The 25550-nt window shown below is 57.0% G+C and carries 18 protein-coding genes; 5 read left to right on the forward strand and 13 right to left on the reverse strand.

The genetic code is table 11. The annotated features are described in order from the left end of the window. Nucleotides 1-181: 181 nt before the first annotated feature. Nucleotides 182-3799 carry a transcription-repair coupling factor gene (gene mfd / locus IEX04_RS06000; protein WP_096256654.1) on the forward strand — a complete coding sequence of 1206 codons (3618 nt, stop codon included), beginning with the start codon at nt 182-184 and terminating at the stop codon, nt 3797-3799. Nucleotides 3800-3816: 17 nt separating this feature from the next. Here the strand turns inward: mfd and IEX04_RS06005 are convergent, their stop codons facing one another. From IEX04_RS06005 to IEX04_RS06025, 5 genes are all read right to left on the reverse strand, one after another. Next, the gene (locus IEX04_RS06005) at nt 3817-4299 is read right to left on the reverse strand and encodes a tetratricopeptide repeat protein (protein ID WP_188684436.1); all 483 of its coding nucleotides are present in this window, start codon (nt 4297-4299) and stop codon (nt 3817-3819) included. A 102-nt stretch (nt 4300-4401) separates the two neighbouring features. Beyond that, a complete protein-coding gene (locus IEX04_RS06010; RefSeq protein ID WP_096256656.1) occupies nt 4402-4653 on the reverse strand; it encodes a hypothetical protein in 252 nt (83 codons plus the stop codon). Nucleotides 4654-4688: 35 nt separating this feature from the next. Continuing rightward, the gene (gene deoC / locus IEX04_RS06015) at nt 4689-5375 is read right to left on the reverse strand and encodes a deoxyribose-phosphate aldolase (protein ID WP_096256657.1); all 687 of its coding nucleotides are present in this window, start codon (nt 5373-5375) and stop codon (nt 4689-4691) included. Nucleotides 5376-5408: 33 nt separating this feature from the next. After that, nucleotides 5409-7139, reverse strand: coding sequence for a phospho-sugar mutase (locus IEX04_RS06020; protein WP_188684438.1), 1731 nt, complete (start codon nt 7137-7139; stop codon nt 5409-5411). 37 nt (nt 7140-7176) lie between these two features. Then, entirely contained in the window at nt 7177-7977 is an 801-nt protein-coding gene (locus tag IEX04_RS06025; RefSeq protein WP_096256659.1) for a purine-nucleoside phosphorylase, read from the reverse strand. A 114-nt stretch (nt 7978-8091) separates the two neighbouring features. On the opposite strand from IEX04_RS06025, the gene IEX04_RS06030 reads away from it, so the two are divergent. The 3 genes from IEX04_RS06030 (at nt 8092) to IEX04_RS06040 (ending at nt 12496) form a co-directional block, all read left to right on the forward strand. Then, nucleotides 8092-9504: an NAD(P)H-quinone dehydrogenase gene (locus IEX04_RS06030; protein ID WP_096256660.1), complete on the forward strand. Its 1413-nt coding sequence runs from the start codon at nt 8092-8094 to the stop codon at nt 9502-9504. 361 nt (nt 9505-9865) lie between these two features. After that, the gene (locus tag IEX04_RS06035; protein WP_188684440.1) at nt 9866-11254 is read left to right on the forward strand and encodes an MFS transporter; all 1389 of its coding nucleotides are present in this window, start codon (nt 9866-9868) and stop codon (nt 11252-11254) included. Nucleotides 11255-11911: 657 nt separating this feature from the next. Beyond that, nucleotides 11912-12496 (forward strand): VanZ family protein, encoded by a 585-nt coding sequence (locus IEX04_RS06040; protein ID WP_188684442.1) that lies wholly within the window; start codon nt 11912-11914, stop codon nt 12494-12496. A gap of 464 nt (nt 12497-12960) precedes the next feature. Here IEX04_RS06040 and IEX04_RS06045 read toward each other — a convergent pair whose 3' ends face one another. From IEX04_RS06045 to IEX04_RS06075, 7 genes are all read right to left on the reverse strand, one after another. Next, a complete protein-coding gene (locus IEX04_RS06045; RefSeq protein ID WP_188684444.1) occupies nt 12961-14733 on the reverse strand; it encodes an acetyl/propionyl/methylcrotonyl-CoA carboxylase subunit alpha in 1773 nt (590 codons plus the stop codon). Nucleotides 14734-14885: 152 nt separating this feature from the next. Next, nucleotides 14886-16184: a glutathionylspermidine synthase family protein gene (locus IEX04_RS06050; protein WP_188684446.1), complete on the reverse strand. Its 1299-nt coding sequence runs from the start codon at nt 16182-16184 to the stop codon at nt 14886-14888. Nucleotides 16185-16189: 5 nt separating this feature from the next. Continuing rightward, nucleotides 16190-16660 (reverse strand): hypothetical protein, encoded by a 471-nt coding sequence (locus IEX04_RS06055; RefSeq protein WP_141392959.1) that lies wholly within the window; start codon nt 16658-16660, stop codon nt 16190-16192. A gap of 90 nt (nt 16661-16750) precedes the next feature. Continuing rightward, nucleotides 16751-17389, reverse strand: coding sequence for a Maf family protein (locus tag IEX04_RS06060; RefSeq protein ID WP_188684448.1), 639 nt, complete (start codon nt 17387-17389; stop codon nt 16751-16753). Beyond that, complete coding sequence (locus IEX04_RS06065; RefSeq protein ID WP_188684450.1) at nt 17386-20826, reverse strand: MMPL family transporter; 3441 nt, start codon at nt 20824-20826, stop codon at nt 17386-17388. The genes IEX04_RS06060 and IEX04_RS06065 overlap by 4 nt, the downstream gene beginning before the upstream one ends. A gap of 3 nt (nt 20827-20829) precedes the next feature. Then, complete coding sequence (locus IEX04_RS06070) at nt 20830-21501, reverse strand: TetR family transcriptional regulator (protein WP_188684452.1); 672 nt, start codon at nt 21499-21501, stop codon at nt 20830-20832. A gap of 156 nt (nt 21502-21657) precedes the next feature. Beyond that, the gene (locus tag IEX04_RS06075) at nt 21658-23040 is read right to left on the reverse strand and encodes a dicarboxylate/amino acid:cation symporter (protein WP_188684454.1); all 1383 of its coding nucleotides are present in this window, start codon (nt 23038-23040) and stop codon (nt 21658-21660) included. A gap of 296 nt (nt 23041-23336) precedes the next feature. Between IEX04_RS06075 and IEX04_RS06080 the strand changes: the two genes are divergently transcribed. Next, nucleotides 23337-23726: a VOC family protein gene (locus tag IEX04_RS06080; RefSeq protein ID WP_188684456.1), complete on the forward strand. Its 390-nt coding sequence runs from the start codon at nt 23337-23339 to the stop codon at nt 23724-23726. 71 nt (nt 23727-23797) lie between these two features. Here IEX04_RS06080 and IEX04_RS06085 read toward each other — a convergent pair whose 3' ends face one another. Then, nucleotides 23798-25465 (reverse strand): DUF885 domain-containing protein, encoded by a 1668-nt coding sequence (locus IEX04_RS06085; RefSeq protein WP_096256673.1) that lies wholly within the window; start codon nt 25463-25465, stop codon nt 23798-23800. Nucleotides 25466-25550 lie beyond the last annotated feature (85 nt).

The following is a 25550-nucleotide window of genomic DNA, read 5'->3' on the forward strand; positions in this document are numbered from 1 at the left end:
ACTTAGGTTCCGTGCCGTTTCTGGTCGGTATTAACCCTATCTGCTCTCACCGGTTAGGTAGGCTAGGAAGGCAACATAAAACAACATATTGGCATTGCGCCGACCGCGGAAAGATTTTGCGGTTGCTGTTTGTGGTGCGCCACGTAGCTGTTTTGCCTTCAGTGAGAGGAACTTTTGCAACATGAGCCTATCCGGACTTCATGACTTCCTGCGCGAGGAACCGTCATTTAGGCGAATCCAGCAAAGCGCCTCCCAACCCTTCGCAATGCGTAGCGAAGAATTAGAGATTGCTGCGCCGCAGGGCATGCGCGCCATTCTTGGGGCGCACGCAACCGAAGGACTTATCGCGGGGAACAACCACGCGGTGATGCTCATTGTCACGGCCACGGGACGCGAAGCAGAAGAAGTGTCGGCCTCACTGAGCGCCTATATGCCACAATCTCAGATCGCCGAGTTCCCCTCCTGGGAGACTTTGCCGCATGAAAGGCTCTCACCACGCAGCGATACGGTGGGACGTCGATTGGAGGTTTTACGTAGGCTCAACGATCAAGACCCGGACCTGAAGGTCATCATCGCCCCCATTCGCGCCGTACTCCAGCCCTTGGTGGCCGGACTCGGCCAGCTGCGTCCGGTGCTGCTGGAACTAGACGCCGAGCCGGGTTTCGAAAAAGTCATCCGGGATTTGGCGGCGGCCGCCTATGCACGCGTGGATATGGTGACCCACCGTGGCGAATTTGCCGTACGCGGTGGCATTATCGATGTGTTCCCGCCGACGCTCGAGCATCCGATACGTATCGATTTCTTCGGTGAACAAATCGACTCCATGCGCTACTTCTCTATCGCTGATCAACGTTCGCTAGATGGCGCGGGCCCAACAAAAATTATTGCTACCCCCTGCCGTGAAATGCTGATCACCCCACAGGTGATGGGCCGTGCGGCAAACCTAAAAGCACATTTCCCAGCGGCCACCGAGATGCTCACTAAAATTGCCGGCGGTATCGCGGTAGAGGGAATGGAATCGTTGGCCCCGCTGCTGGTCGATGAAATGGTCCCACTGCTGTCATTACTTCCACAGTCCTCCATTGCCTTGGTAATGGAACCCGAGCGCGTGCGCACCCGTGCCCACGACCTCAATGAGACTAACGCCGAGTTCCTCGCCGCCGCCTGGGCTTCGGCTTCCGATGGGGCTGCCGCGCCTTTAGATTTAAGTACCGCCGAGTCGGGGCGCAAGCTCGCATCCGGTGATTTTGCGTCACTTGCGCAAACAGTGGAAAATGCCAAAAACGCGCAGGTCTCCTGGTGGTCATTAACCTCATTGGGTGCCGATGAGGATCTGGACCTGGGCGCGGCAATAATCCGCGTCGAGGCACGCGAACCGCGCGGTTACCAAGGTGATGTCGAGGCGATGATGGAATTCATCTCCGGCCGCATCAAAGACCAATGGCGGATTGTTGTTGCCACCGAAGGTCCAGGCCCGGCGGCCCGGCTCTCCGAGCTATTCCAGGAATACCAGATCCCTGCGCACCGGGTAGAACTGCTCACTGAAGCCCCCACCGCCGGCCTGATCGAAATCACCCAGGCGACCGCCGGACGCGGGTTCGTCTTCGAAGCACTGAAATTTGGGTTGCTCACCGAGGCCGACCTGCTAGGCCGCTCCAGTGCCTACGGAAACCGTAAAACCCGTAAGCTCAGTGCCAAGCGCAAGCGTAACGCCGTGGACCCGCTGTCGTTGCAGACCGGGGACTACATCGTGCATGAACAGCACGGTATCGGTAAGTTCGTGGAATTGGTCGCCCGTAAGGTCTCAGGTTCGTCCAAGGATTCAAAGCGCGAATACCTGGTGGTGGAATACGCGCCGTCCAAACGTGGGGCACCGGGGGACCGACTCTTTGTCCCCATGGAACAGCTGGATCTCATTACCCGATATGTGGGTGGTGAAGCCCCGAGCATGTCCAAGATGGGTGGTTCAGATTGGGCGAGCACTAAGTCCAAGGCGCGCAAGGCGGTCAAGGAGATCGCAGGGGATCTGATCAAGCTGTATTCGGCGCGTATGGCCAGCCGTGGTCACGCCTTTGGTCCGGACACCCCGTGGCAGAACGAGCTGGAAGAAGCTTTCGCCTATGTCGAAACCCCGGACCAGCTGACGGCTATTAATGAAGTTAAGCAGGATATGGAACGCGAGGTCCCGATGGACCGGCTCATCTCCGGCGACGTCGGCTTCGGCAAAACCGAAATTGCGGTGCGTGCGGCGTTTAAGGCAGTACAGGATTCAAAACAGGTTGCCATCTTGGTACCCACCACGCTGCTTGCCTCACAGCACCACCAAACATTCACTGAAAGGTACTCGGGTTTCCCACTGCGCGTACGCACTCTTTCACGTTTCCAAACCGCCAAGGAATCCAAGGAAATCCTTGCCGGACTTAAGGACGGTTCGGTAGACATCGTCATCGGTACCCACCGGTTGCTGTCCAAGACCGTGCAGTTTAAGAACCTTGGGTTGGTGATTATCGATGAGGAACAGCGCTTCGGTGTAGAGCACAAGGAAGAGCTGAAAAAGATGCGCACCAACGTGGACGTGTTGGCCATGAGCGCCACCCCGATTCCGCGCACCCTAGAAATGAGCCTTACCGGCATCCGTGAAACCTCCACGCTTGCCACCCCGCCCGAAGAACGCCATCCGGTGCTCACCTTCGTCGGGCCACGTAGCGACAAGCAGATTTCTGCGGCTATTAAGCGCGAGCTGATGCGTGATGGCCAGGTGTTCTTTGTGCACAACCGGGTATCGTCCATCGACCGTGTTGCCGCCGAACTGCGCGAGCTGGTTCCCGAGGCACGCGTTGAGGTGGCTCACGGCAAAATGAGCGAAACACGGTTGGAACGGATCATCCAGGATTTCTGGGAGAAGAAATTTGACGTGCTGGTGTCCACCACCATCATCGAGACCGGGCTGGATATTTCTAACGCCAACACGTTGATTGTGGACCGGGCGAATAACTATGGCTTGTCCCAGCTGCATCAGTTGCGCGGCCGTGTGGGACGTGCCCGCGAGCGTGCCTACGCCTACTTCCTCTGGGACGTGGAGAAGCCATTGGGGGAGGTAGCGTTGGAACGGTTGAAAGCCGTCGCGGCGCACAACGAACTAGGCTCCGGCTACCAGCTGGCCATGAAGGATCTGGAGTTGCGTGGGGCGGGCAATATGCTCGGTGGCGAACAGTCCGGGCATATCGCCGGGGTTGGCTTCGACTTGTACCTGCGTCTTGTCGGCGAGGCCGTCGCAGACTTTAAGGGTGAGGGCGAAGAAGAAGCCACCGAGATGAAGATTGAGCTCCCGGTGAATGCTCACCTGCCGCACGAGTACGTGCCTGGCGAACGCTTGCGGTTAGAAGCCTACCGAAATATTGCCGCCGCCGAAAGTACGGAGGCGCTGGCCGAGGTCCAAGAAGAACTCGAAGATCGCTACGGCAAGCTTCCGCAGCCGGTAGAGAATCTGATGCGGGTGGCGGCGTTACGCGTGCGTGCCAGGGCCTTGGGGTTGCGTGATATTCAGCAGATCGGTAACCATATCAAGGTGTCCCCGGCGAAGATTGAGGATCTTCCGGCCAGCCGTCAGGTTCGTTTGGAGCGTCTCTACCCGGGCTCCGTCAACAAGCCTGCGCTCAACGCGATCTTCATTCCGAAGCCGCGCACCTCTCCTGTGGGTGGAAAGGACCTAGCGGACGAAGCAATCCTTGAATGGGCCGAGCGTCTGCTCTACGGGATCTTCGAACCTGCTCCGGCGGTGCAGGGCAACGCTAAGTAGCCGGTGGCGGGTGCCGATTAAATGGTGCCCGCCAGTTCCTTGGCGTAGTCATGTACCGGGCGTCCATAAAGGCTGAGGGTGGGCGCCAGCGTCTGTAAAGCTACACGCAGTGCCTCCTGGTGATCTCCCGCGTCGTGTAGGGCGAGCGCAAGGAACGCCTGAGCATCGCGGTACACGTGGCTTGATGCCTGGATCAATTGCAACAGTTGCACGGCCTGGCCGGTTTCGCCTAAGTTGCGTAGCGTGCTGGCTAGTTGAATACGCGCTTCGTCCAGTTTTTCTGGATCAAGGCCGGTGGCTATCGCCGCCCGGTAGGGTTCCACCGCTTGGGCTTCTTCGCCGAGATAGTCGTGGAGTGAGGCTTGCTCAAAAAGTACCACTGCGTCGCCGGCTGGCCGCTGAGCGAGTAGTTCATCGAGTTCTTCGCGTAGCTTCTGCGAGCTTTTCCCCTTGGCGCTGCGCCAGAAGGCTTCGATCTGTTCATTGAAGGTGCGGATCATAAGTCGAGGCTAGTGCGCGTAATAATCTCGGGCAAGGGCAGAACGCCCGGTTAACGAATTGTGGGGAGGCCTCTCGGCCTCCCCACAATGTTCAAGCGTAAATTACAGGGCAGCGTTTGCTGCGGCTGCCTCTTCGATAGAGTCCGCGCGACCCATCAGGTGCATTGGAATCGCAAAGGCCAAGAAGCACAGCGCGAAGCATGCAATGGTTGGCCACCAAGCGGTCTCCAACGTCCAGTAAGACAGGGCGTAAAGACCGGCTGCGAACATCACCGTGAAGATTAGGGTATTAACGATGTTGCCAACGAGGCGACCTTCACCTGAGTGGGCGGTGTTCTTGCCGTTCGAGTACACTTTTTCTCCTTGAGGAAACGAATGGGTGCGGGATCTTAGTAAGCGGATCCGCTTTGCTCTCCCTCTAGGATAGCAACTCCTGAGCTAGAACCGAGACGTGTTGCGCCGGCAGCAATCATTGCCCGCGCGGTTTCGACGCTGCGCACACCGCCCGAGGCCTTCACTCCGAGATCTGGGCCAACGGTTTGACGCATCAACGCGACATCTTCAACGGTCGCGCCACCGGTAGAGAATCCGGTTGAAGTCTTCACAAAATCGGCTCCGGCGGCCTTCGCTGCCTCGCAAGCCAGCACCTTTGCCTCGTCGGTGAGCAGGCAGGTTTCGATGATGACCTTCAAGATTGCGCCACCCTCATGGGCTGCCTGTGCAATGGCGAAGATCTCGTTGACCAGGGAATCACGATCTCCGCGCAGCGCTGCGGCCACATCGATGACCATGTCGATTTCGTCGGCTCCGTCGGATACCGCGGTGCGGGTTTCAAAGACCTTGGTTGCGGTGGTGGAGGTGCCCAGTGGGAATCCAATGACCGAACAAGTCAACACGTTGGACTCTGCCAGTTCGCGCGAGACCGTTGATACCCACAGTGGGTTGACGCAGACTGATTTAAATTCGTACTTCTTCGCCTCTTCGCAGATCGTGATGATCTGTTCGCGGGAGGCATTCTGCGCTAGCAGGGTGTGGTCAATGTAGCCAGCGATTTCGCGAGCACTTAATTCGGACATCGTGATCCTCTTTTGTTCGTTCGTAGGTTCGGATTAGTTTGTGAGGAATGCTTCAAGTTCAGTCTTGATCGCTTGGCACTGCGCCGTGGCCCGTGCGCGAGCCGCCGGAACGTCGGCCAGATCCTCGGCGTGCTCCACGGTTTCCAGGTAGCATTTCAGTTTTGGTTCGGTTCCCGAGGGGCGCACAATAACGCGTGCGCCGGTGAAGGTGTGTAGCACCATGGCGTTGGTGGCAGGCAGCTTCTCGGTGCCTTGAGAAAGGTCGGTGACCTCGGTAACTTCCGCTCCGGCAAGCTGCGCCGGAGCCTGAGTACGGATCTTTTCCATCAGTACCGGGATCTGCGACAGGTCGGTGAAGCGCATCGAGAGCTGGTCAGTGACATGTACGCCGTGTTTTGCCGCGAGCTCGTCTAACCTGCCCTGGATACTGTTTGAGCCAGCCTTCAGCTCCGCCGCAAGATCTGCGAGAACTAACGCCGCGGACATGCCGTCCTTATCACGCACCAACGAAGGGGCCACCGCGTAGCCCAACGCTTCTTCGTAGCCGAACCCGAGGTTTTCCACGCGCGCGATCCATTTAAATCCGGTGAGCGTTTCCTCATGTTCTCTTCCGCTGTCCTTGGCGATAGCCGCCAACATGCGAGACGAAACGATGGAATTTGCCAACTTCTGCTCGGCCGGGAGGATGCGCGAAAGCTGGTCTCCAAGCAACCATCCGACCTCGTCGCCGCGCAACATCCGCCAAGCGCTACCGTCGTGAATGGCTGCGGCACAACGATCTGCATCCGGGTCATTAGCGATGACCAGATCCGCTCCGAGCTTCCGAGCTAGTTCAAGGGACAAGTCAATGGCCCCTGGCTCCTCTGGGTTAGGGAACTTCACGGTCGGGAAATCTGGATCCGGATGTTCCTGCTCCGGGACCATATGTACGTCGCTGAACCCGGAGTTGAGCAGTGCTAAACGCATGGTGTGCCCGCCGACGCCGTGCATCGCGGTGACTACCACCTTCAAGTTCTTTCGCGCGGCGGCAAGCGAACCATCGGCGCGCGGAATGACGTTGCCGATTGAATCGAGGTAGGACGCTTCGATGTCGCCATCCTCTGCGGCCCCCGGCAGTACCGTCCAGCCCGAGTCGACGCGTTTAATGTCCGCTACGGGTTGATCTGCATCGATCAACGCGGCGATCTGTGCGTCGATGGGGGAGACGATCTGTGCGCCGCGGCCCACCTCGTCGGCGACCTTTCCTCCGACGTAGACCTTATAACCGTTATCACGCGGCGGATTGTGGCTGGCAGTGACCATGACGCCGGCTTCGGCTCCAAAGGTGCGCACTGCCCACGCCAATACGGGTGTTGGCAGAGCCGAGGGCATCAGCAAAACCTCAAATCCGGCCGCGGTAAACACCGCAGCCGAATCCGTGGCGAACACATCCGAGTTATAACGTGCGTCAAAACCGATCACCACCTTAGGGGTGTACTCCCCGGCGGCACGCTCGGACAAAAAGCGGGAGATTCCGGCGGCGGTGCGCATCACCACTACCCGGTTCATCCGCATTGGGCCGGCACCAAGCTCGGCTCGCAACCCGGCGGTACCGAATTCGAGTACTCCGCTGAAACGATCGGCTAGATCTTCCAGGGCAGGTCCATCGCCGGACTCAACGGTGGAGATCAGTGCACGAAGCTCTTGAGCGGTGGCCGGATCAGGATCCTGAGCGGCCCAGTCGGCTGCCTGCGCGAGGAGTTGGTTTTTCTCGGTTTGATTCATCGTTTTCCTTGGCTCTACAGGTGAAAGTGTTTCTCGCCTAGAGGCGGGCGATGATTTGTGCCAGTAGTTTGGAGATGCGTGGCCCGGCGGTCTGACCGGCTTCAATGACCTCTTCATGGCTTAGCGGGATGGGGCTAATACCGGCAGCCAAATTAGTGACCAAAGAAATACCGAAAATTTCCATTCCAGCGTGGCGGGCAGCAATGGCTTCCAACGCGGTGGACATGCCTACCAGATCGGCGCCAATGGTTTTGGCATACTGCACCTCTGCCGGGGTTTCGTAATGTGGGCCGGTGAACTGTGCGTAGACGCCCTCGTCCAGAGTTGGGTCAACTTCACGAGCCACCTCGCGTAGACGCGAAGAATATAGGTCGGTTAGATCCACAAATGTGGCGCCTTCCAACGGAGAAGTCGCCGTGAGGTTGATGTGATCTGAGATCAGGACCGGGGTGCCCGGGGTCCAATTCGGGTTCAGCCCACCGCAACCGTTGGTCAGCACCAGTTGGGTGCAACCGGCGGCAGCTGCGGTACGGATAGGGTGCACTACCGAACGCACACCGCGTCCCTCGTAGTAGTGGGTGCGCGCGCCAAGTACGAGAATGCGCTTGCCCGATTCGGTCAGAATCGAGGAAATAGTGCCGCGGTGGCCAGGTACCGCCGCAGCGTGGAAGCCAGGGATGGTGGTGGCATCGAGTGTGTGGGTTCGCTCGCCAATTAGCTCAGCGGCTTCGCCCCAGCCGGAGCCGAGGACCAGAGCAATGTCGTGCTTTTCGACATTAGTTTGCTCGGCAATTACCTGGGCGGCCTGTGCCGCCAACGCCTGTGGGTCATTTTGCATATCATTCACGTGAAATACGCTACCGGTAGGTAGCCCCTTTGTCAGGTGGAACCCGTGGCAAATGGAGGAAATTCACTCGATCGTGATGTGCGCAAAAGCTGTGCATGGGGAACAATGGAAAATGTGAGCGCAGATCCTAGGAATAAAGCAACCCGTTTAGTAATCCTCGGTGGTGGACCAGGTGGCTATGAAGCTGCCATGGGAGCCGCCCAACTAGGTGCCAATGTCACTGTGGTGGAACGTGCAGGGATGGGTGGTTCGGCGGTTCTAACCGACGTCGTGCCGTCAAAAACCCTCATTGCCACCGCTGACGCGGTACGCCGTGTACAGCACGCGGAAACCTTCGGTGTCCACATCGAGGGGATCGATGACGCGCAAACCGACTTCTCGGTGGTCAACCACCGATTGCTGGAACTTGCCAAGGAGCAGTCCAGTGACATCCGTACCGGCCTAGAACGTGCCGGAGTGCGTATTGTGGTCGGCGAAGGCCGTCTCCTAGACCGTAAAAACATCGCCGTAAGTCACCCTGATGGTTCGGAACAGACCATCCAAGCAGACGCAATCCTGTTGGCCGTCGGTGCCCATCCGCGTGAACTTCCTACCGCCAAACCAGATGGCGAGCGTATCTTCAACTGGACTCAGATTTATAACATGAACGAGGTGCCAGAGCACCTGATCGTCGTTGGTTCCGGTGTCACCGGTGCCGAGTTCGCTTCCGCCTACAATCTTCTTGGCGCCAAGGTGACCTTAGTCTCCTCGCGTGATCGTGTGCTTCCGGGCGAAGACGCAGATGCCGCGGCGGTACTTGAAGACACCTTTAAAGAAAACGGTGTCAACGTTGTCTCGCAGGCTCGCGCCGAGGGTGTTGAGCGTAAGGGCGATAAGGTCTTCGTTTCGCTGGCAGACGGACGAGTGCTTGAAGGAAGCCACTGCTTGATTGCAGTTGGCGGTATCCCTAACACCGAAGGTCTGGGACTAGAAGAAGTTGGCGTGCAGTTGACTGATTCTGGCCATATCAAGGTTGATGGCGTTTCGCGCACCACCGTGACCAACATTTACTCTGCCGGTGACTGCACCGGAGTCTTCGCACTGGCCTCGGTAGCGGCTATGCAGGGGCGTATCGCCGTAGCTCACTTGCTAGGTGACTCGGTGAAGCCACTGGATTTGAATCTGGTCTCCTCGAACGTCTTTACCTCGCCGGAAATTGCCACTGTTGGTGTTTCCCAGCGTGCAGTAGCTGAAGGTAAATACCAGGCCAACATCATCAAGGTAGATCTGAACACGAACGCTCGTGCGAAGATGATGAACGTTGAAAAGGGCTTCGTGAAAATCGTTTCACGCAAGGGTTCGGGAACCGTTATTGGTGGCGTTGTCGTTGCACCACGTGCCAGTGAGCTCATCTTCTCGCTCGCGCTCGCCGTGCAAAATAGCTTGCACGTAGACGATGTCGCGGAAACCTTCTCGGTTTACCCATCCTTGTCAGGTTCGTTGGCCGAAGCTGCTCGACGGTTGCACCGCCGCATGTAGTTTTACCCGTTCCGAGCAAAAGCCGGGCTTCCTGATTTTGATCGGGAAGCTCGGCTTTTTCGGTTTTTAGGTTCTATGGTGTTCCGCGTTGCTAGCCACGGACGGATTTGAAGCAACTTTTGCGAATCACCTCACAGGAAGTTCTATCTTTGGTACAAGTGCCGCAGAGATCTAGGGTCATTAGTCTCATTATTTGGAAGCGCTTTTTCTGCAGGTCAGTGTCCGAACTCAGGTTCAAAATGACTTGATGGAAGAAATGTGTCCGAATGTTGGACACAAATATCCACATGCTGGTCAGTTCGACGTACCATTATGAAGTCATAAACGAGCCTTTATTCGCATCTTAGAAGGAGCCGCCAGCATGTCGCAGGCTAACCAGACAGTAGCGCCAAAGGAAAACACCAGAGGTCGCGTGCTGTTCGCCAGCATGATCGGCACCACCGTCGAATTCTTCGACTTTTATGCTTACGCCACTGCGTCGGTATTGGTTTTCCCTACGCTGTTCTTCCCTAACGCAACGCCGATTAACGCAATCTTGTCCTCCTTTGCCATCTTTGGTGTGGCATTCGTTGCGCGTCCGCTTGGCTCCATAATCTTCGGCCACTACGGCGACAGGTTGGGACGTAAGGGAACTCTGGTTGCGTCATTGCTATTGATGGGTATCGCTACCTTCCTGATGGGCTTCCTACCTGCTGCGCAGGGGCACTGGACGGTCCTCGCTCCTCTGGCTTTGGTGATTTTGCGATTCGCTCAAGGACTGGCGCTTGGTGGTGAATGGTCTGGCGCGGCATTGCTTGCGACGGAGAACGCTCCAAAGAATAAGAGAGCTATCTACGGCACCTTCCCGCAATTGGGGGCACCGGTCGGCTTTATTCTTTCTAACCTGATCTTCGTGGTCCTGCAGACCACCCTGACCGCAGAACAGTTCTTAGCATGGGGCTGGCGCGTACCGTTCTACTTCTCCGCTGTCATGGTGATCATTGGCCTGTGGGTACGTTTGAAGCTCGTTGAATCCTTGTCATTCCAGAAGGTACTTAACGAGAAGAAGGTCGTAAAGTCACCTTTCTCGGTCACGATGAAACATCACTGGCGTCCAACTCTGGCCGGTACCTTCATCATGTTGGCCACCTACGTGCTGTTCTACCTAATGACCTCGTTTACCCTGACATACGGCACTACAGCATCATCCGTTGAACAAGGGCAGGCTACTGCGAAAGCGGCCGGCAAAACCTTTAACGCTGAAGGATTCGTTCCAGGTCTGGGAATTGACCGCCCGACCTTCCTCACCATGCTGATTATCGGCGTCGTATTCTTCGGTATTTTCACTATGCTTTCGGGACCGTTGGCCGAGAAATATGGCCGTCGCAAGTTCTTGATTTGGGTTACCATTGGAATTCTAATTTTCGGTTTAGCCTGGACGCTATTCTTCGGCCCTGGACAGGCCGCAGCGATGGCAGGTCTGATTGTCGGTTTCACCCTCATGGGTCTGACCTTCGGTCCGATGGCCTCGTACTTGCCGGAGCTTTTTCCCTCCAACGTGCGTTACACCGGATCCGCGGTTGCTTACAACCTGTCCTCGGTCATTGGTGCAGCCCCGGCTTCATTCGTGGCAATCGCATTGTGGAGCGCTGGAAATGGCAGCACGACGGGCGTGGGCATCTACCTGGCAATTGCCGCTGTGCTCACCTTGGTGGCACTGTTCCTTACCCGCGATACTAAAGATGTAGATATGGAAGAATTCGTCGAGTAATAACGGCTGAAAAATCTTCAAGATGGCGTGTAAGGCAGTCCGCAAGGATTCGCATTACACGCCATCTTTCATTTGTCCTGGGCGTGGCTAGAGGGCAAAACGGCTGCTGCGGGTCTGCCTCCGGTTCAGAGAATTTCGTGAACGAAAATTTCATTCACTATCAACCGCAGGTTCGAACTTATATCCAGGGCTGATAGCCGAACAGGTTGTTTTAGGTGGGGGAGAAGGAACCCGGCCATATTTTCGTTCGGGTTAGAAACCTAGAACCAGTAACGTACGCAACGATGAAATACCCGAAACAAGCCGCCCGCGCTGGCTATAGCCAGCAACAGGGTTCTAAAGGGATCGGGCATATAAGTGAACGAAAATTTCATTCACTTATGCCAGCTTTCAGTATCCAGCCAGAGCCTAAACGTTCTGACGCTGACGGAGTTTTTCGTTCACTCAAAGTACAGATCTAGAGAATCAGCAATCAACCCACGGGTCTTATCCGGCGCAACAACGGTGACTTCACATTGAATTGCGGTTCTGCGGGTGCAAGACGCTTTGACGACACGCGAAAGTGGTCCTTCAAATTCCATATTTATGTGCTTGACAACGTCGGATATGTTACTGTCAATGGAAAAATTGTTACACCGGAGATAAGGCTACTAACACGTGACAAACGCAATTCGGGCTTTTGGTTGGCTCGTTCCCTGGTTCTTTCTCGTTAGCGTCATCGTGTTAATTGTGATGCTCTTTGTTAGCCGATTTTCGAAGCGGCCAAACAAACGAGACGTTCGGGAAACCCTGGGTTTATGGTGCTTAGCTTGCTGGTATATCGGTGTCGTCATGATTACCATCATTCCCAACGGTGGAAGTGCTCCGATTCAATTCGAAGGAGAGGACAGGGCAAGATTCTCATTAGTTCCCCTTGATGGATGGTTTGACCAGTATGGCCTGAATCTAACTGCTGTACGAGAATCCGCGCTCAACGCGATTCTTTTTGTACCTGGCATGATTCTTACCTTGTGGTTCACAAAAATGAGAACCAGTGCCGCATTCATCTTTCTTATCGGATTCGGTGGGCTCATCGAGATTTCTCAGTTACTCACGAACTGGGGACGTGCGCTCACCGTAACTGACATCATTATGTACTCTCTGGGGACCGTGTTTGGCTGGGGGATCTGCGGAAGCCATGTCAAGAGGCGTACTTTAGACAAGCCATTTTCGACCAAACGAATATTCTCCAAGTCTCACTAAAATGCAAGGGTTCCAAATCAAAGGGAAGCTGGTGGGCTGCATATCCAAAACACCAAAATCCACTTTCGCCGTACTCTGTGTTATTGGTGATCGACAAAAACTTTGCGGACTAAAATGAACAACACTCCCGCAAATGCCATGGCGACAAACGAAACTATTGATCCTTGTATGAGTAGATTAAAACTTTCCACGACTCCCGCGGATTCAATAATTAGAACCAGCACGCCAGCAAGTGCGCAAGCATAACCGCTTTGAGTGCTGTCGAGTCATCGAGTAGTATACCGGGCGGGTCAAACGGGTGTTCGAAATACCGTTACCCGGGCCGATGAGCCGCGCCATGCGTGATGGCTCTTTGCTTCCCGGGCCGGGCGCGCGGCTGGGTAGCGAAACCTTTTCCGATTGGTTAAACGCCCAGGGCCGTCCAAACGCGTAACGTTTGAACGGCCCAAATTGGCGGTGGGTACTTAGTCCGCTTCGATGATCGAGGCGATCACCGCTCCGGAGGACAGTGACTCTCCGGGGCTCACCTCTAGGCCTTGGACGGTACCTGCACGGTGTGCGGTAATTGGCTGTTCCATCTTCATTGCTTCAAGTACTACGATCAGATCTCCGGCGGCGACGGTATCCCCGTTGGCCACCGCAACCTTCACGATAGTGCCCTGCATCGGCGAACGCAGCTCTGCACTGTTGCCAGCGGCGGCAGCCCCGGCCTTGCGCCCTGGCTTACGCTTTTTCTTGGCACCCTTATCTGCGGTGGCCGATACCGACCCCAGCGAGGAAGGTAGAGTGACTTCCAGACGCTTGCCGGCAACCTCTACGGTCACCGAGGTGCGTTCGTCGGCTTCTTCCGCTTCTGCCATCGGCATTGGGTGCGGTTCAATGACGGTGGCAAATTCGGTTTCAATCCAGCGGGTGTGGACCTTGAAGGGGCCTGATTCTGGCACGAACGCGGCATCTGACATGACCGCACGGTGGAATGGCAATACCGTTGCCATTCCTTCGAGCTTAAATTCTTCCAGCGCACGGCGTGCACGGGCGGCGGCGATCTCCCGGGTGGCGCCGGTGATGATCAGCTTGGAGATCATCGAGTCAAAGTTTCCTGAGACACTCTCGCCGGCTTCGATACCCGAATCTACGCGGACGCCAGGACCGGTAGGCAGGCTCATCTTGGTGATGGTGCCAGGGGTTGGCACGAAGCCGCGGCCGGCGTCTTCGCCATTAATTCGGAATTCGAAAGAGTGGCCGCGGACCTCAGGGTCGGTGTAGCCCAGCTCTTCGCCGCGGGCAATGCGGAACTGTTCGCGCACCAGATCAAGACCGGTAACTTCCTCGGATACCGTGTGCTCGACCTGCAGTCGGGTGTTGACCTCGAGGAAGGAGATGACGCCGTCTTGTCCGACGAGGAACTCACAGGTGCCGGCACCTGTGTAGTTTGCTTCGCGCAGGATCGCCTTGGAAGCTTCGTAGAGTCGGGTGACCTGCTCCTCGTTCAAGAAGGGAGCCGGAGCCTCCTCGACGAGCTTCTGGTTGCGACGCTGCAAGGAGCAGTCACGGGTGGAAACGACCACGACGTTGCCCTGATTATCTGCTAGGCACTGGGTTTCGACGTGGCGCGGGGCATCTAAGAACCGCTCGACAAAGCATTCACCGCGGCCAAAGGCCGCAATGGCTTCACGGACTGCGGACTCGTACATCTCGCCGATGTCCTCGCGGTTGCGCACTACCTTGATTCCGCGGCCACCGCCGCCGTAGGCGGCCTTGATGGCCAGCGGCAAACCGAATTCATCGGCAAAAGCGTATACCTCTTCGGCCGAGGCCACCGGATCCTTGGTGCCTGGAACCAGTGGAGCGCCGACCTTTTCAGCGATATGACGCGCCTTGACCTTGTCACCAAGCTGGTCAATGGCCTGTGGGCTTGGCCCAATCCAGGTCAGCCCGGCATCGATAACCGCTTGCGCGAAGTCGGCATTCTCGGCCAGGAAGCCGTAGCCGGGGTGTACCGCGTCGGCGCCGGAGCGCTGCGCGATGTCCAGAATCTTCTCGATACGAAGGTAGGATTCGGCGGCCGTGGTGCCGCCCAGTGCGTAGGCCTCATCGGCCAGTCGCACGTGCAGTGCATCGCGGTCCGAATCGGCGTAGATAGCGACCGACTCGATTCCTTCGTCGCGTGCCGCACGGATAATTCGCACTGCAATCTCGCCGCGGTTGGCGACCAGCACCTTCGTCAATGGATTCATGGGTGAACCTTGTCTTTAAAAAGTTACGGTTTCTCACCTAGGAGCCTATCGGTTTTGTGGGAACTATATGTACTTATCCGCAAATTCCGGGGTGTTAGACCAAAAAATTTAGAGGGTTCCTACAAAAACGTGGGGCATTTAATCCGGACCGGCTAGTGGGAAATCACATGCGGGATGAAGTTGGCGAAATTATCGGTAATCGGTCCCTGACTTTCACGCACCGCAAGACCAGAAGGCTCGCCATCGATCATCCAGATGCCCAACACCGTGCTGACATCCGTTGCTTCATCCGCGCGGCGGAACACCGGAGGCAAGGCGAGCTCTTGAATGATGAACCCTTCCTCGCCATAACCCTGAGCTTCGCCTAGGGTGAGGCCACCGTCTGGCAGGTACATGGTGATGTCGGCACCTTCGCGGCTGAGTAATGGTTTGCGCACGTAGCCAAGGCGTTGGATGTAGTACGGGGCCTGGCCGTCAAACCATGCAGGGAGCAGATACTGGGAGCGATCCGGAACCTCGCCGAAGAGCTTCCACAGCACCGGCAAGATAGCCTTGGTGCTCCACAGCATCTTGTACGGTGGTTCGATCCAGATGGTGCCACCACGGTAGCTGGCACCGTCGAATCCCGAGTCACGCATATCCTCGAAAAGCTCATCGGCATTCTCGCTGTGCACCATATGCTCCCAGGGGTACAGCTTAAAAATGACCTGGATGTGCGGGCCGTTTTCGCCCGCGCAATAGCGTCCCTGCTCATCGACCCAGAGATTCTCGATATAGATGGTTTCGGTACGGTATCCGGCCGCGGCGCAGGTATCGCGCAACACCAGGGTATTCATCTGATCCTCGTGGGAGGTATCTTCTTCACTGCAGGCAAAGTAGACGGTGGGCACGGCACCAATCTTGCGCGAGATAATTTCAAGGTTTCGCTGCCAGGCCGCCACCAGGTCCTCATACATATTGGTCCATTGGCTGGAGCCTAGCTGAGGCTGATCCTCGAACCATTGCCACTGCACTAGGGACTCGACCAGTGAGGTGGGGGTGTCGGCATTAAACTCGTAAAGTTTGGGGATGCGCTGGTCCGGCTCGGGGTGGGTCAGCCCGCCAAAACGGAAGTCGAAACGGCCGTAGACAGATCCGGCAGCTGGCTCTTCATTCCAGCTATCGCGGATAGCGCGCATGGCGCGGTGCGGGATGCCAAAGCGTGCTAGATCCGAGGCGCCAGCGGGAGAGAGCAGATAGTCTCCGGCTTCCTCCATCATGGAAAACACCGCGGTGGCTGCCTGGTGCAGCACCTCGATTTCTTGAGGGGTCAGCTCGTAGTAGGCGTCATCGCGCCAGTATCTGTAGAGCTGCGGTGCGGAACTGTGGGCATCATCGTGTGTGTACACCAGCCCTGCGGCTTGGACCTTGGAAAGATAATCTGGACGTGCGGTGGTCATCTTGCGTTGCACTGTGCTTAGCCTCCGGTGTGTCCGCCGCCGAAGCCACCGGAATGACCGGTGCCGCTGCGCTGCTTGTTGCTGGAGCCAAAACCTGCCGGTTTTCCGGTGGATGCCGAATAGCCATTGCGGAAGGTGCCTGATAATCCAGCCTTGGTCCGGGCAGCATTGTCTGTGGTGCTAAAACGCTGCGTGGACTGAGTAGGATCAAGCCTGGTGCCCGGGCGCAGTCCGCCGGCGTAGCGGCCGATCATGAAGAACATGAGTGCGGTGCCGATGCCCGAGCCGCCATGGTGCGCGGAGGAGCCTTGAGCGTCATTGCACTGTGCTTCGTCAACTACGACGTTGTCTTGATCAACACAGTAAACCGTGTCTTCTGGGGTGGACTCGAAGCCTGAATTAGAGCCGGCATCCGAAGCGCAACTGGATAAGACTAACGCTGCGGCGGTGGCCACTGCGGGCAAGGTGAAACGTCGTTGGACACTCAATGATCTAAGTTCTCTCGGTCTAGCGGTAAGCGAACGGCGCTTGCTGCAGGGGATGCCGCGCCAAGCGCCGTTCAGCACGATGTATGGAGACTATTTCCATAGCTCGGTGATGCTGATACCTGACTGGGTCAGCAATTTGCGAAGCACAAAAATATCGAGACCCACCACGTTTTGGAAATTGCCTTCGATGGATTCGATAAAGGCCGAGGCCAAACCGTCGATGGTAAACGCACCGGCGCAGGGCAACGGTTCTCCGCTGGCCACGTAGGCTTCGATTTCCGCGTCGCTCACGGTGGCGAAGTGCACCGTGGTTGAGGAGATCTCTCCGGTAGCAGCTTCCGGATTGGCAGTATCGATCAGCCAATGTCCCGAATGCAGGATCCCGGTAGCGCCGCTCAGTTGTTGCCAGCGTTCGCGGGCAACCTGTGCGGTATGAGGTTTGCCGTAGGCCAGGGAATTAAGCTCGAAGACCGAGTCGCAACCGAGCACTAGAGTGCCCTCAAGATGGGCGTCCCCGGCGACATTTTCTGCCTTCGCTTTGGCTAGCAGCAACGCCGTGGCCGACGGGCTTTGTGGCCCATGCTCCGCTTCGGCAGCGCTCAGCACCGCATCTTCGTCCACCCTGGAGACCTGCGTGGTGAAAGCCAAGCCGGCGTCGCGGAGCAACTTCTGCCTTCCGGCGCTGGCGGAGGCAAGTAGCAATCGCGGCGTGCTTATCGTGGTGCTCATACGCTGGCGGTCTCCTTGGTGGGGTTGTGAGCTGCGTTTTCTTCGGCCTTGCGTTCAAGCATTGCGTTGAGCTTAGCGCCTTCAACGTCAACGTCTGGAAGGATCTTATCCAGCCACTTGGGAAGGTACCAAGCCTTGTCGCCGAGCAGGTGCATGACCGCTGGGATCAGCGTCATACGGACCACAAAGGCGTCAAAGAGTACTCCGGTTGCCAGTGCAAAGCCCAGCGGGCGGATCATCGACAGGTGCGAGAAGATGAAGCCGGCGAAGACCGCAATCATGATCAGCGCCGCCGCGGTGACCACCGGGGCCGCCATGGAGAACCCAGAACGTACCGCATCACGAGCCGATACACCGTGGGCGTAATGCTCGCGCATCGCCGAAACCAAGAACACCTGGTAGTCCATGGCCAGGCCAAAAAGGATACCGGTGAGCAAGATCGGCAGGAAGCTGAGCAGCGGGCCAGGGACATTGACGTCGAAGGCCGAAGACATCCAACCGAACTGGTAAACCATCACGCTGGCGCCGAAGGCGGCGGCTAGGGATAGCAGGAAGCCGCCGGTGGCTAGCAGGGGCACAACCACCGAACGGAAGACTAACAACAGCAAGATCAGTGAAAGTCCTACCACGATGGCCAGATACGGTGGCAACGCGCTGGTGACCTTCTCCGACACATCAATCTGCGCCGCAACCTGACCGGTGACAGCGATCTTCGCTCCGGTGGCGTCGGTGAACTTTCCGGCGTTGTCACGTAATTCGTGGACCAGTGCCTCGGTCTCGGCGGAGGCCGGACCGCCTTCCGGGATCACCTGAATGGCGGACAGCGAACGGTCATCGGTCATGGTGACCGGGATGGCTGCTACCACGCCGTGGTATTCGCGCAACATATCGGCGATATCCAGTGACTTGGTATCCGCCTGACGCTGGGAGAGTCCCTCGGGCAGGTCGGCGAGTACCAGCAGTGGGCCGTTGTAGCCGGCGCCGAACTTATCACTGGTCTGTTGGTAGGCCTGGAAGGCTTGCGAATCGGCGGCTTCGGCGCTGCCGTCGGGCAAGGCGGTCCGCATCTGTGAGACCGGCAGTGCAATTGCTCCGAGCACCACGATCACCAGCAGGGAGACGGGAATCGCGATCTTGGTAACCATGCGCACCCAGCGTGCCGAGATCGGTTCCTTGGTCACCGGTTTTTTCGCGTTCTTCCGGGCACGCTTGGAGACCAGTTTGTTGCCGGCGAAGGACAACAGGGCCGGCAGCAAGGTGATGTTCAGCAGTACCGAGCAGAGCACGGTGAAGGCCGCGGACAACCCCAGTACGGTCAGGAATGGCAAACCTGGTACGGCCAGCGCGGCCAGCGCAATGATGACCGTCAAGCCTGCGAAGACTACCGCGTTGCCGCTGGTGCCTACCGCACGGGCGATGGATTCGCCTACCTCCATGCCGGACAGCAGCTGGGTACGGTGGCGGTGAATAATGAACAGTGCGTAGTCAATACCGACGGCCAGGCCTAACATCAATGCCAGCGCTGGGGTAATTGAGGCCATTGAGAACATTGAGGAGAAGGCCAGCGTGGTTCCTACACCTGCGCCTACGCCAAGAAGTGCCAGGAGTAGTGGCAGCCCGGCCGCGATGAGCGTGCCGAGCATGACCAGCAGCACCACGGCGGCGATGACCACACCGATGATTTCTGCGGTACCAAAGACCTCGGAAATATCTTGCAGGATTTCCTTGGAGAAAAGTACTTCAACCCCGGTGGCCTGTGGGCCTGCGGCGATCGCGGTGATTGCTTCACGGTCAGAGGCGGTCAACGCGTCGGTTTGGATGCGGAAGCTGACCTGGGAGACGGCGGTGGAGGCGTCCTTGGAGACGAAGCGCATGTCGCCGCTGGCGCCGACCTGACGGGAGGCGAACTCTAGCTCTGCGCGTCCGCGTTCTAGCTCCTTTTCGCCGGTGACGATTTCTTTTTCTCCGTCTTCCAGCTCCTTGGTCTTTTCCTTGAGCGTGGTCTCAGAGTCGCGCAGCGTCTTTTCTGCAGTCACCAGCTGAGCCTTGCCCGCTTCGAACGTGGCCTTTTGTTTGTCGAACTGGGCCTGTCCGGAGTTCAATTCTGCACGACCGGAAGCAAGCTGCACCCGGGCTTGGGCAAGTTTTGCCTTATTCGCATCAAGTTCTTTTTTGCCCGAGGCAAGCTGGGCTTTTGCCTGATCAAGCTGCTTTTTTGCGGAAGTTAGTTGGCTACGGTTGGCTTCGAGTTCCTTGCGTCCCTCGGTGGCCTTTTTAGCACCGGCATCCAGTTCCTTACGGGCGCCATCTAACTGCCTGAGCCCGGACTGGGCTTGGGCAATCTGTTTCAGCGCGGCGTTGGCCTGCGTCTTGCCTTCGGTGGCCTTAGTCTTCGCAGCGGTGAGCTGGTCAAGACCCGCCTGCATGTCTTGCAAGGTGGCCTGGTGTTTAGCAATATCTGCGTCGTTACCCTCGGCTTCGGCCTGCTTCAGCAGCTGCTGAACACCGGTGATTTGGGTGTTCAATTCCGAGATTTGCGGCTCGATGGTTTTAAGACCCTCTTCAGCCTTCGCCAGGCCCTCGGTGGCCTGCTTTTTGCCGGCGGTAAGTTCCTTTTCCAAGGCACCACGCGACTTGCCATCTAGAAGCTGTTTCAGACCATTTTGGTATTCCTTCTCGCCCTGGGCGAGCTTGGCATCGGCCTGATCAAGTTGTTTTTCTCCGGCAGCAAACTGGCTGCTGCCTGACTGGTACTTCTTGTATCCAGCGTTGTACTCTGCCAGACCTGACTGGTATTTCTTTTCACCCGCATCAAATTGTGCCTGACCGCTTTTCAGCTGGGCCTCGCCTGCGCGAAGTTCACTCCACCCGGCGGCAAGTTTCTTTTCTGCCGCGTCAATCTGTGGCTGGGCATCCTCGATTTCCTTGGTGCCGTCAAAGAGCTGGGACCACCCTTCAGTGATCTGCTCTTTACCATCGGCCAGCTGCACCTTGCCGTCGGCTATCTGCTCTTTAGCCTTGTCAAGGTCTTGCTGTCCGTCAACCAGTTTTTGCTGAGCCTTATCCAGTTCCGGTTTGGCATCATCAAGCTGCTTTTGCAGCTCGAAGGGACTCATGGCCTCGACAACCTGTGGGTGCAACGCCAGCTGCTCCAAGGAATCCTGAATCGCGGACTTTTGATCTGCGTTCAGCGCCCGGTTGGAACCTTCACGGAAGACGATGGTGCCTTGGCCGCCGGCCAAATCAGGCAACTCATTTTTCATCCGGTCCATGGTGCGCTGGGTTTCGGTGCCCGGCAGGGTGAAGGTATTAGATAGCTGTCCCATGAAGAGGGAGGCGCACACGCCGATAGCGATGAAGGCAGCAATCCACATGGCTAGCATGCGTAGACGGTTTTTATGCGCCCACGAGGCGAGGCGGTAGAGGTATGTAGCCATGGCTTAGTCTTCCTGAAGCGAGGTTGAGGCAGTTAAGAGCAGCGAGTTAAAACCCGCGTCGAGCGTTTCCATGGCGCGGGTAATTAGCCGGTGGAAGGAATCGATGAGTTCATCGGAGATATGGAGTCCCGAGGCACCAGGCTCGGGTAGCTGGTCAATCCAGGTGTCGAAGGCTGCCTGCCCGGCGCCCAAGGTCGCGTGGGTAAACACGCGGATTGAGTAGGCATCTGCCTGGGGGTAGCGCGAGACTACCTTTGCGATGACCTCGCCGGTGGCGCTTTGCCAGGCGATGAAATTTTGGGGGTAGCAGCCGCCGCTGGCCTGCTGGCGAAGATAAGCCCCAAATTGGGCGACCTGGCCTAAAAGTTCGGTGGCCCGCTCGGATTGAAGTGCGCGCACCACCGCTTGCATGAGCGGAAGATGCTCGGTCAGTGGCGATAGCGTCTCCACCATATGTTCGAGCACCGCATGCAGCGGATAGGAGAGGATTGCATCCACGGAGGGGAAGTAATTAAACAGCGTGCGCCGGGAGATGCCGGCGGCTTCGGCGATTTGGGTGGCAGTCATGGCGGTGCCGTGGCCCTCGCGTAGCAGCTGCAACGCCGCGTCGACGATCGCTTGATGCGTCGCCTGCTTATTGAGTTCGCGGCGTGTGCCGGTACTTTGAGAAGTCACATAATTACACTACGTGCAAACTTGCACGCTGTGCAAAATGAAATGCGTGTTCTGCGCCACGAATTAGGTTGTGCATTAAAAACAAGCGGCCAGTACGCACCGCGATGGGTGAATGCTGACCGCTTGGGTACTCCGGTAACTAAACCGGGGAACGAACTAGCTGCTTACCGAGTTTGCTTCAGACTGGCTAGCAGTTGCCGCCACGGAGTCGTCGGCGAAGGGATCGCCGTTACGCGGTGCATTGTAGAGCTCCATATTCAGGATGCCTTCGCGCTTGGCGACGATGGTTGGCACTAAGGCCTGACCGGCGACGTTCACTGCGGTACGGCCCATATCGACAATTGGATCAACTGCGAGCAGTAGACCCACGCCAGCCAATGGCAGACCCAGGGTTGAAAGGGTCAAGGTCAGCATCACGACGGCGCCGGTGGTTCCGGCGGTAGCGGCCGAGCCCAATACCGAAACCAAGGCGATCAGCAGGTAATCGGTGAGGCCAAGATCAATGCCGAAGAACTGAGCGACGAAGGTCGCAGCAATGGCCGGGTAGATCGCGGCGCAGCCGTCCATCTTGGTGGTGGCGCCCAATGGCACTGCGAAGGAAGCGTAAGCCGAAGGTACGCCAAGGTTGCGTTCGGTGACCCGCTGGGTCAGTGGCAGCGTGCCGATCGAGGAGCGCGACACAAAGCCGAGCTGGACCGCAGGCCAAACCCCGGAGAAGTACTGCTTAATCGACAGTCCGTGGCTGCGCACCAGGACCGGGTACAGCGCAAAGAGTACAAGGGCCAAGCCAATGTAGATGGCTGCGGTGAACTTGCCCAGTGCGCCAATGGTGTCCCAGCCGTAGCTGGCTACCGCGTTACCGATCAAACCCACGGTGCCCAGTGGTGCAATGCGGATGATCCACCACAGCACCTTCTGAATGATAGAAAGCATCGAGGCGGAGAATGCGAGGAATGGTTCGGCCTGTTTGCCGACCTTCAGGGCTGCAATGCCCACGGCGATCGCAATGACCAAGATCTGCAACACGTTAAAGCTGATCGAGGTGGTAGCAACGCCCTCGGTCATCTTGGTGCTGGCACCTAGGCCTAAGAAGTTTGCTGGGATCAGCCCGGTGAGGAAGCCGAGCCAGTCCCCGGTCTTGCCGTCGTATTCGGCCGGGGCACTTTGGCCGGTATTGGCGCCAGGCTGCATGAACGCGCCCAACCCCATGCCGATGGTCACCGAGATGAGTGCGGTGATGCCGAACCAGAGCAGGGTCTGCCACGCGAGGCGTGCGGCATTGGTGACCTGGGCCAGATTTGCGATGGAAGCGACCACGGCAAAGAAGATCAGTGGAATGACAGCGGTGCGCAGTAAGGCTACGTAGCTGGATCCTATAATCTGCAGTGCTTCACCCAGGGCATTGGGTGCGTCGGCGGTGCTGCCGGTGTACTTTGCGACTAGGCCGAGGATCAGACCAACGATCAACGCAGCGATAATCTGCGGACCGAAGCTGGTCATCCAACGAGGCAGTCTCGATGATGGTGCGGAGTTAGACATGAGTAAAACGGTAGGGGGGAAAAGCGGAACCATTGCAGTTAATGTTACGCAACATGACGCGCGGCGGTTATTCCAACGAAAGGGTGGCCATTTTGTGTGAAGGGTCACTGGAATGAGCCGAATTCTAGAGAAATCTTGGAATAAACCGATGCATAGTTTTCTTTTTGAAGCTGCGCTCAGAAAGCGCAGCGCGCAGGGGACTAACCGAGTTGATGGCTTTTGGGTACCAAATATGCATTAACTGAAAGCACCGGATCTGCCGATGACGAGCAAGAGCAACAAGATGGAGGGTTTAGATGAAGGTTTATATCACCAGTGTCTTGGTTGATGATCAGGCTAAGGCCGAGAAGTTCTACACCGAGCTACTCGGCTTTGTGAAGAAGCACGATGTACCCATGGGTGAATATAAGTGGTTAACCCTGGTTTCACCGGAGGATCAAGGTGGGGTCGAAATTTTGTTGGAACCGGTGGCGCATCCGGCCGCGCGTCCGTTCCAAGAAGCCTTGTTTGCCGATGGTGTTCCGCTGACCTCATTCTCGGTTCAGGATCTGCAGGGCGAATTCGAACGATTGTCAGCCTTGGGCGTGAGATTTACCCAAGAACCAACGCAGATGGGACCGGTGAGTACCGCGGTATTTGATGACACCTGTGGCAATTTGATCCAGTTGTCCACCTATACGCCGTGAGGTTGGGTGGTTAAAACTGTTGGCTGCCAGAAGATCTGACAGCCAACATATTTGATTCGCTCGGGGCAGGGTTAGCCTAATAACGCGCGGTTGAGGGTATCGAGTCCTACGGACCCAAGCTTCAGCGCGCGGGTGTGGAAATCCTTGAGCTCAAAGTTTTCACCTTCACGCGCGGCCACCTGGTCGCGTGCCTGTTCCCAGAGGCGCTGACCAATCTTGTAGCTCGGAGCTTGGCCCGGCCAACCAAGGTAGCGGTTGTATTCGAAGTCCAGTTGTCCCTCGGAGATATCCAGATTCTGTTTGAGGAATTCGTAGCCGTTGTCCGCGTTCCACGTTCCGGTGCCCCACTGGGAAGGTACTTCTAATCCAAGGTGTACGCCGATGTCGAAGACCACGCGGGCAGCACGCAGTCGTTGCGCATCGAGCATGCCCATGTAATCGCCCGGGTCGTCGAGGTAGCCCAGCTGGTGCATCAAGCGTTCGGAATATAGTGCCCAACCTTCGCCATGACCGGAAACCCAGCACAGTAGTCGGCGCCAGCTGTTGAGCGTATCGGCCTGCAGCTGTGCGGTCGCGATTTGCAGATGATGACCCGGAACACCTTCGTGATACACGGTGGTCAGCTCGGCCCAGGTGGTGAACTGGTCCTCGCCAGGAGGTACCGACCACCACATCCGTCCGGGGCGTTCAAAGTCTTCGGAAGGGCCGGTGTAGTAGATCCCGCCGTCTTCGGTTGGAGCAATCATGCATTCGATACGGTCCATTGGCGCGGGAATCTCGAAGTGCACGTCGCGTAGTGCCACGATGGCCGCGTCGGCCTTTTCCTGCATCCATGACTTAAGCGCATCGGTACCGTCGAGGGTGCGTTTCGGGTCGGCATTGAGGATCTTTTTGGCTTCTTCGATGCTGGCTGTGGGTTTGATCTTTTCAGCCACGCGCTGCTGTTCGGCGATGATCGCGTCCAGTTCGGCTACGCCCCACGCGTAGGTTTCTTCAAGATCTACTGCGGAGCCCAGGAAGCGGCGCGACATTAGTGAATAGTATTCGCGGCCCACCGCATCGGCTTCTGGTGCTTGGGAAAGCAACTCATCGTTGAGTACCTGCGCGAGCTTTCGGTATGCATCTTTTGCGAGATTTGCTCCAGCGTCCAATGAAACAGAAAGGGACGGATCTAAGGCAGCTCCTGCGCTAGCTAACTTGTCAAAGAATCCACCGTCCTTGGCGTAGTCTGCGCATTGACCCATGACGATATTGACCTGACGCTTGGCAGAGACCAATCCCTTAGAAGCGGAATCTCGCAGCGATGCGATGTATCCGTCGATGGCTTGTGGAACGTTAACTAGGCGCATGCCGATAAATTCGAAGTCCTCCACGCGCTCTTGCGGCATGAGGTCAAAGATCGAACGGATTTCCTGCGCGGCGCAGGCAATGTTGTTTAATTCTGTGCGACCAGAAAGCGCAATCTCTAGATCTAATCCAAGCCTTTCTTGCATGGCATCGAGGGTGACCGCATCGATGTCATCTTGGGGCGTAGTCGTCTCCAGCGCGGCGAGGGTTTCGCGTATTAATTCAATCTGCGCTTCGGTTCCCCTGGGGGAGTAATCAGAGTAAGCGGCTTCGTATCCGGGTAACCCAAAAGAAACGCCGTATTCCGGGGCAAGCTCTAGGGTCTTAGCAAAGAAGTTTTCGGCAATGGCGTCGATGCGCGAAGGTATGCGCTGCGCTGTGGGAGATGTCATGTAGCTAACAGTAATTGATATGAAAGATTTGTTGAAGACTTTTAGGTTTTTTGCTGGAAGCTACTTCTTAAAATGAAATTCCCCG

It is taken from the genome of Glutamicibacter ardleyensis (assembly GCF_014644555.1).
GTDB classification, from domain to species: Bacteria; Actinomycetota; Actinomycetes; order Actinomycetales; family Micrococcaceae; genus Glutamicibacter; species Glutamicibacter bergerei.

Excerpts from the sequence above, each read along its gene's own strand:
- mfd (WP_096256654.1), top strand. The coding sequence starts at position 182 with ATGAGCCTATCCGGACTTCATGACTTCCTGCGCGAGGAACCGTCATTT.
- IEX04_RS06005 (WP_188684436.1), bottom strand. The coding sequence starts at position 4,299 with ATGATCCGCACCTTCAATGAACAGATCGAAGCCTTCTGGCGCAGCGCC.
- deoC (WP_096256657.1), bottom strand. The coding sequence starts at position 5,375 with ATGTCCGAATTAAGTGCTCGCGAAATCGCTGGCTACATTGACCACACC.
- IEX04_RS06020 (WP_188684438.1), bottom strand. The coding sequence starts at position 7,139 with ATGAATCAAACCGAGAAAAACCAACTCCTCGCGCAGGCAGCCGACTGG.
- IEX04_RS06025 (WP_096256659.1), bottom strand. The coding sequence starts at position 7,977 with ATGCAAAATGACCCACAGGCGTTGGCGGCACAGGCCGCCCAGGTAATT.
- IEX04_RS06030 (WP_096256660.1), top strand. The coding sequence starts at position 8,092 with ATGGAAAATGTGAGCGCAGATCCTAGGAATAAAGCAACCCGTTTAGTA.
- IEX04_RS06035 (WP_188684440.1), top strand. The coding sequence starts at position 9,866 with ATGTCGCAGGCTAACCAGACAGTAGCGCCAAAGGAAAACACCAGAGGT.
- IEX04_RS06045 (WP_188684444.1), bottom strand. The coding sequence starts at position 14,733 with ATGAATCCATTGACGAAGGTGCTGGTCGCCAACCGCGGCGAGATTGCA.
- IEX04_RS06060 (WP_188684448.1), bottom strand. The coding sequence starts at position 17,389 with ATGAGCACCACGATAAGCACGCCGCGATTGCTACTTGCCTCCGCCAGC.
- IEX04_RS06065 (WP_188684450.1), bottom strand. The coding sequence starts at position 20,826 with ATGGCTACATACCTCTACCGCCTCGCCTCGTGGGCGCATAAAAACCGT.
- IEX04_RS06075 (WP_188684454.1), bottom strand. The coding sequence starts at position 23,040 with ATGTCTAACTCCGCACCATCATCGAGACTGCCTCGTTGGATGACCAGC.
- IEX04_RS06080 (WP_188684456.1), top strand. The coding sequence starts at position 23,337 with ATGAAGGTTTATATCACCAGTGTCTTGGTTGATGATCAGGCTAAGGCC.
- IEX04_RS06085 (WP_096256673.1), bottom strand. The coding sequence starts at position 25,465 with ATGACATCTCCCACAGCGCAGCGCATACCTTCGCGCATCGACGCCATT.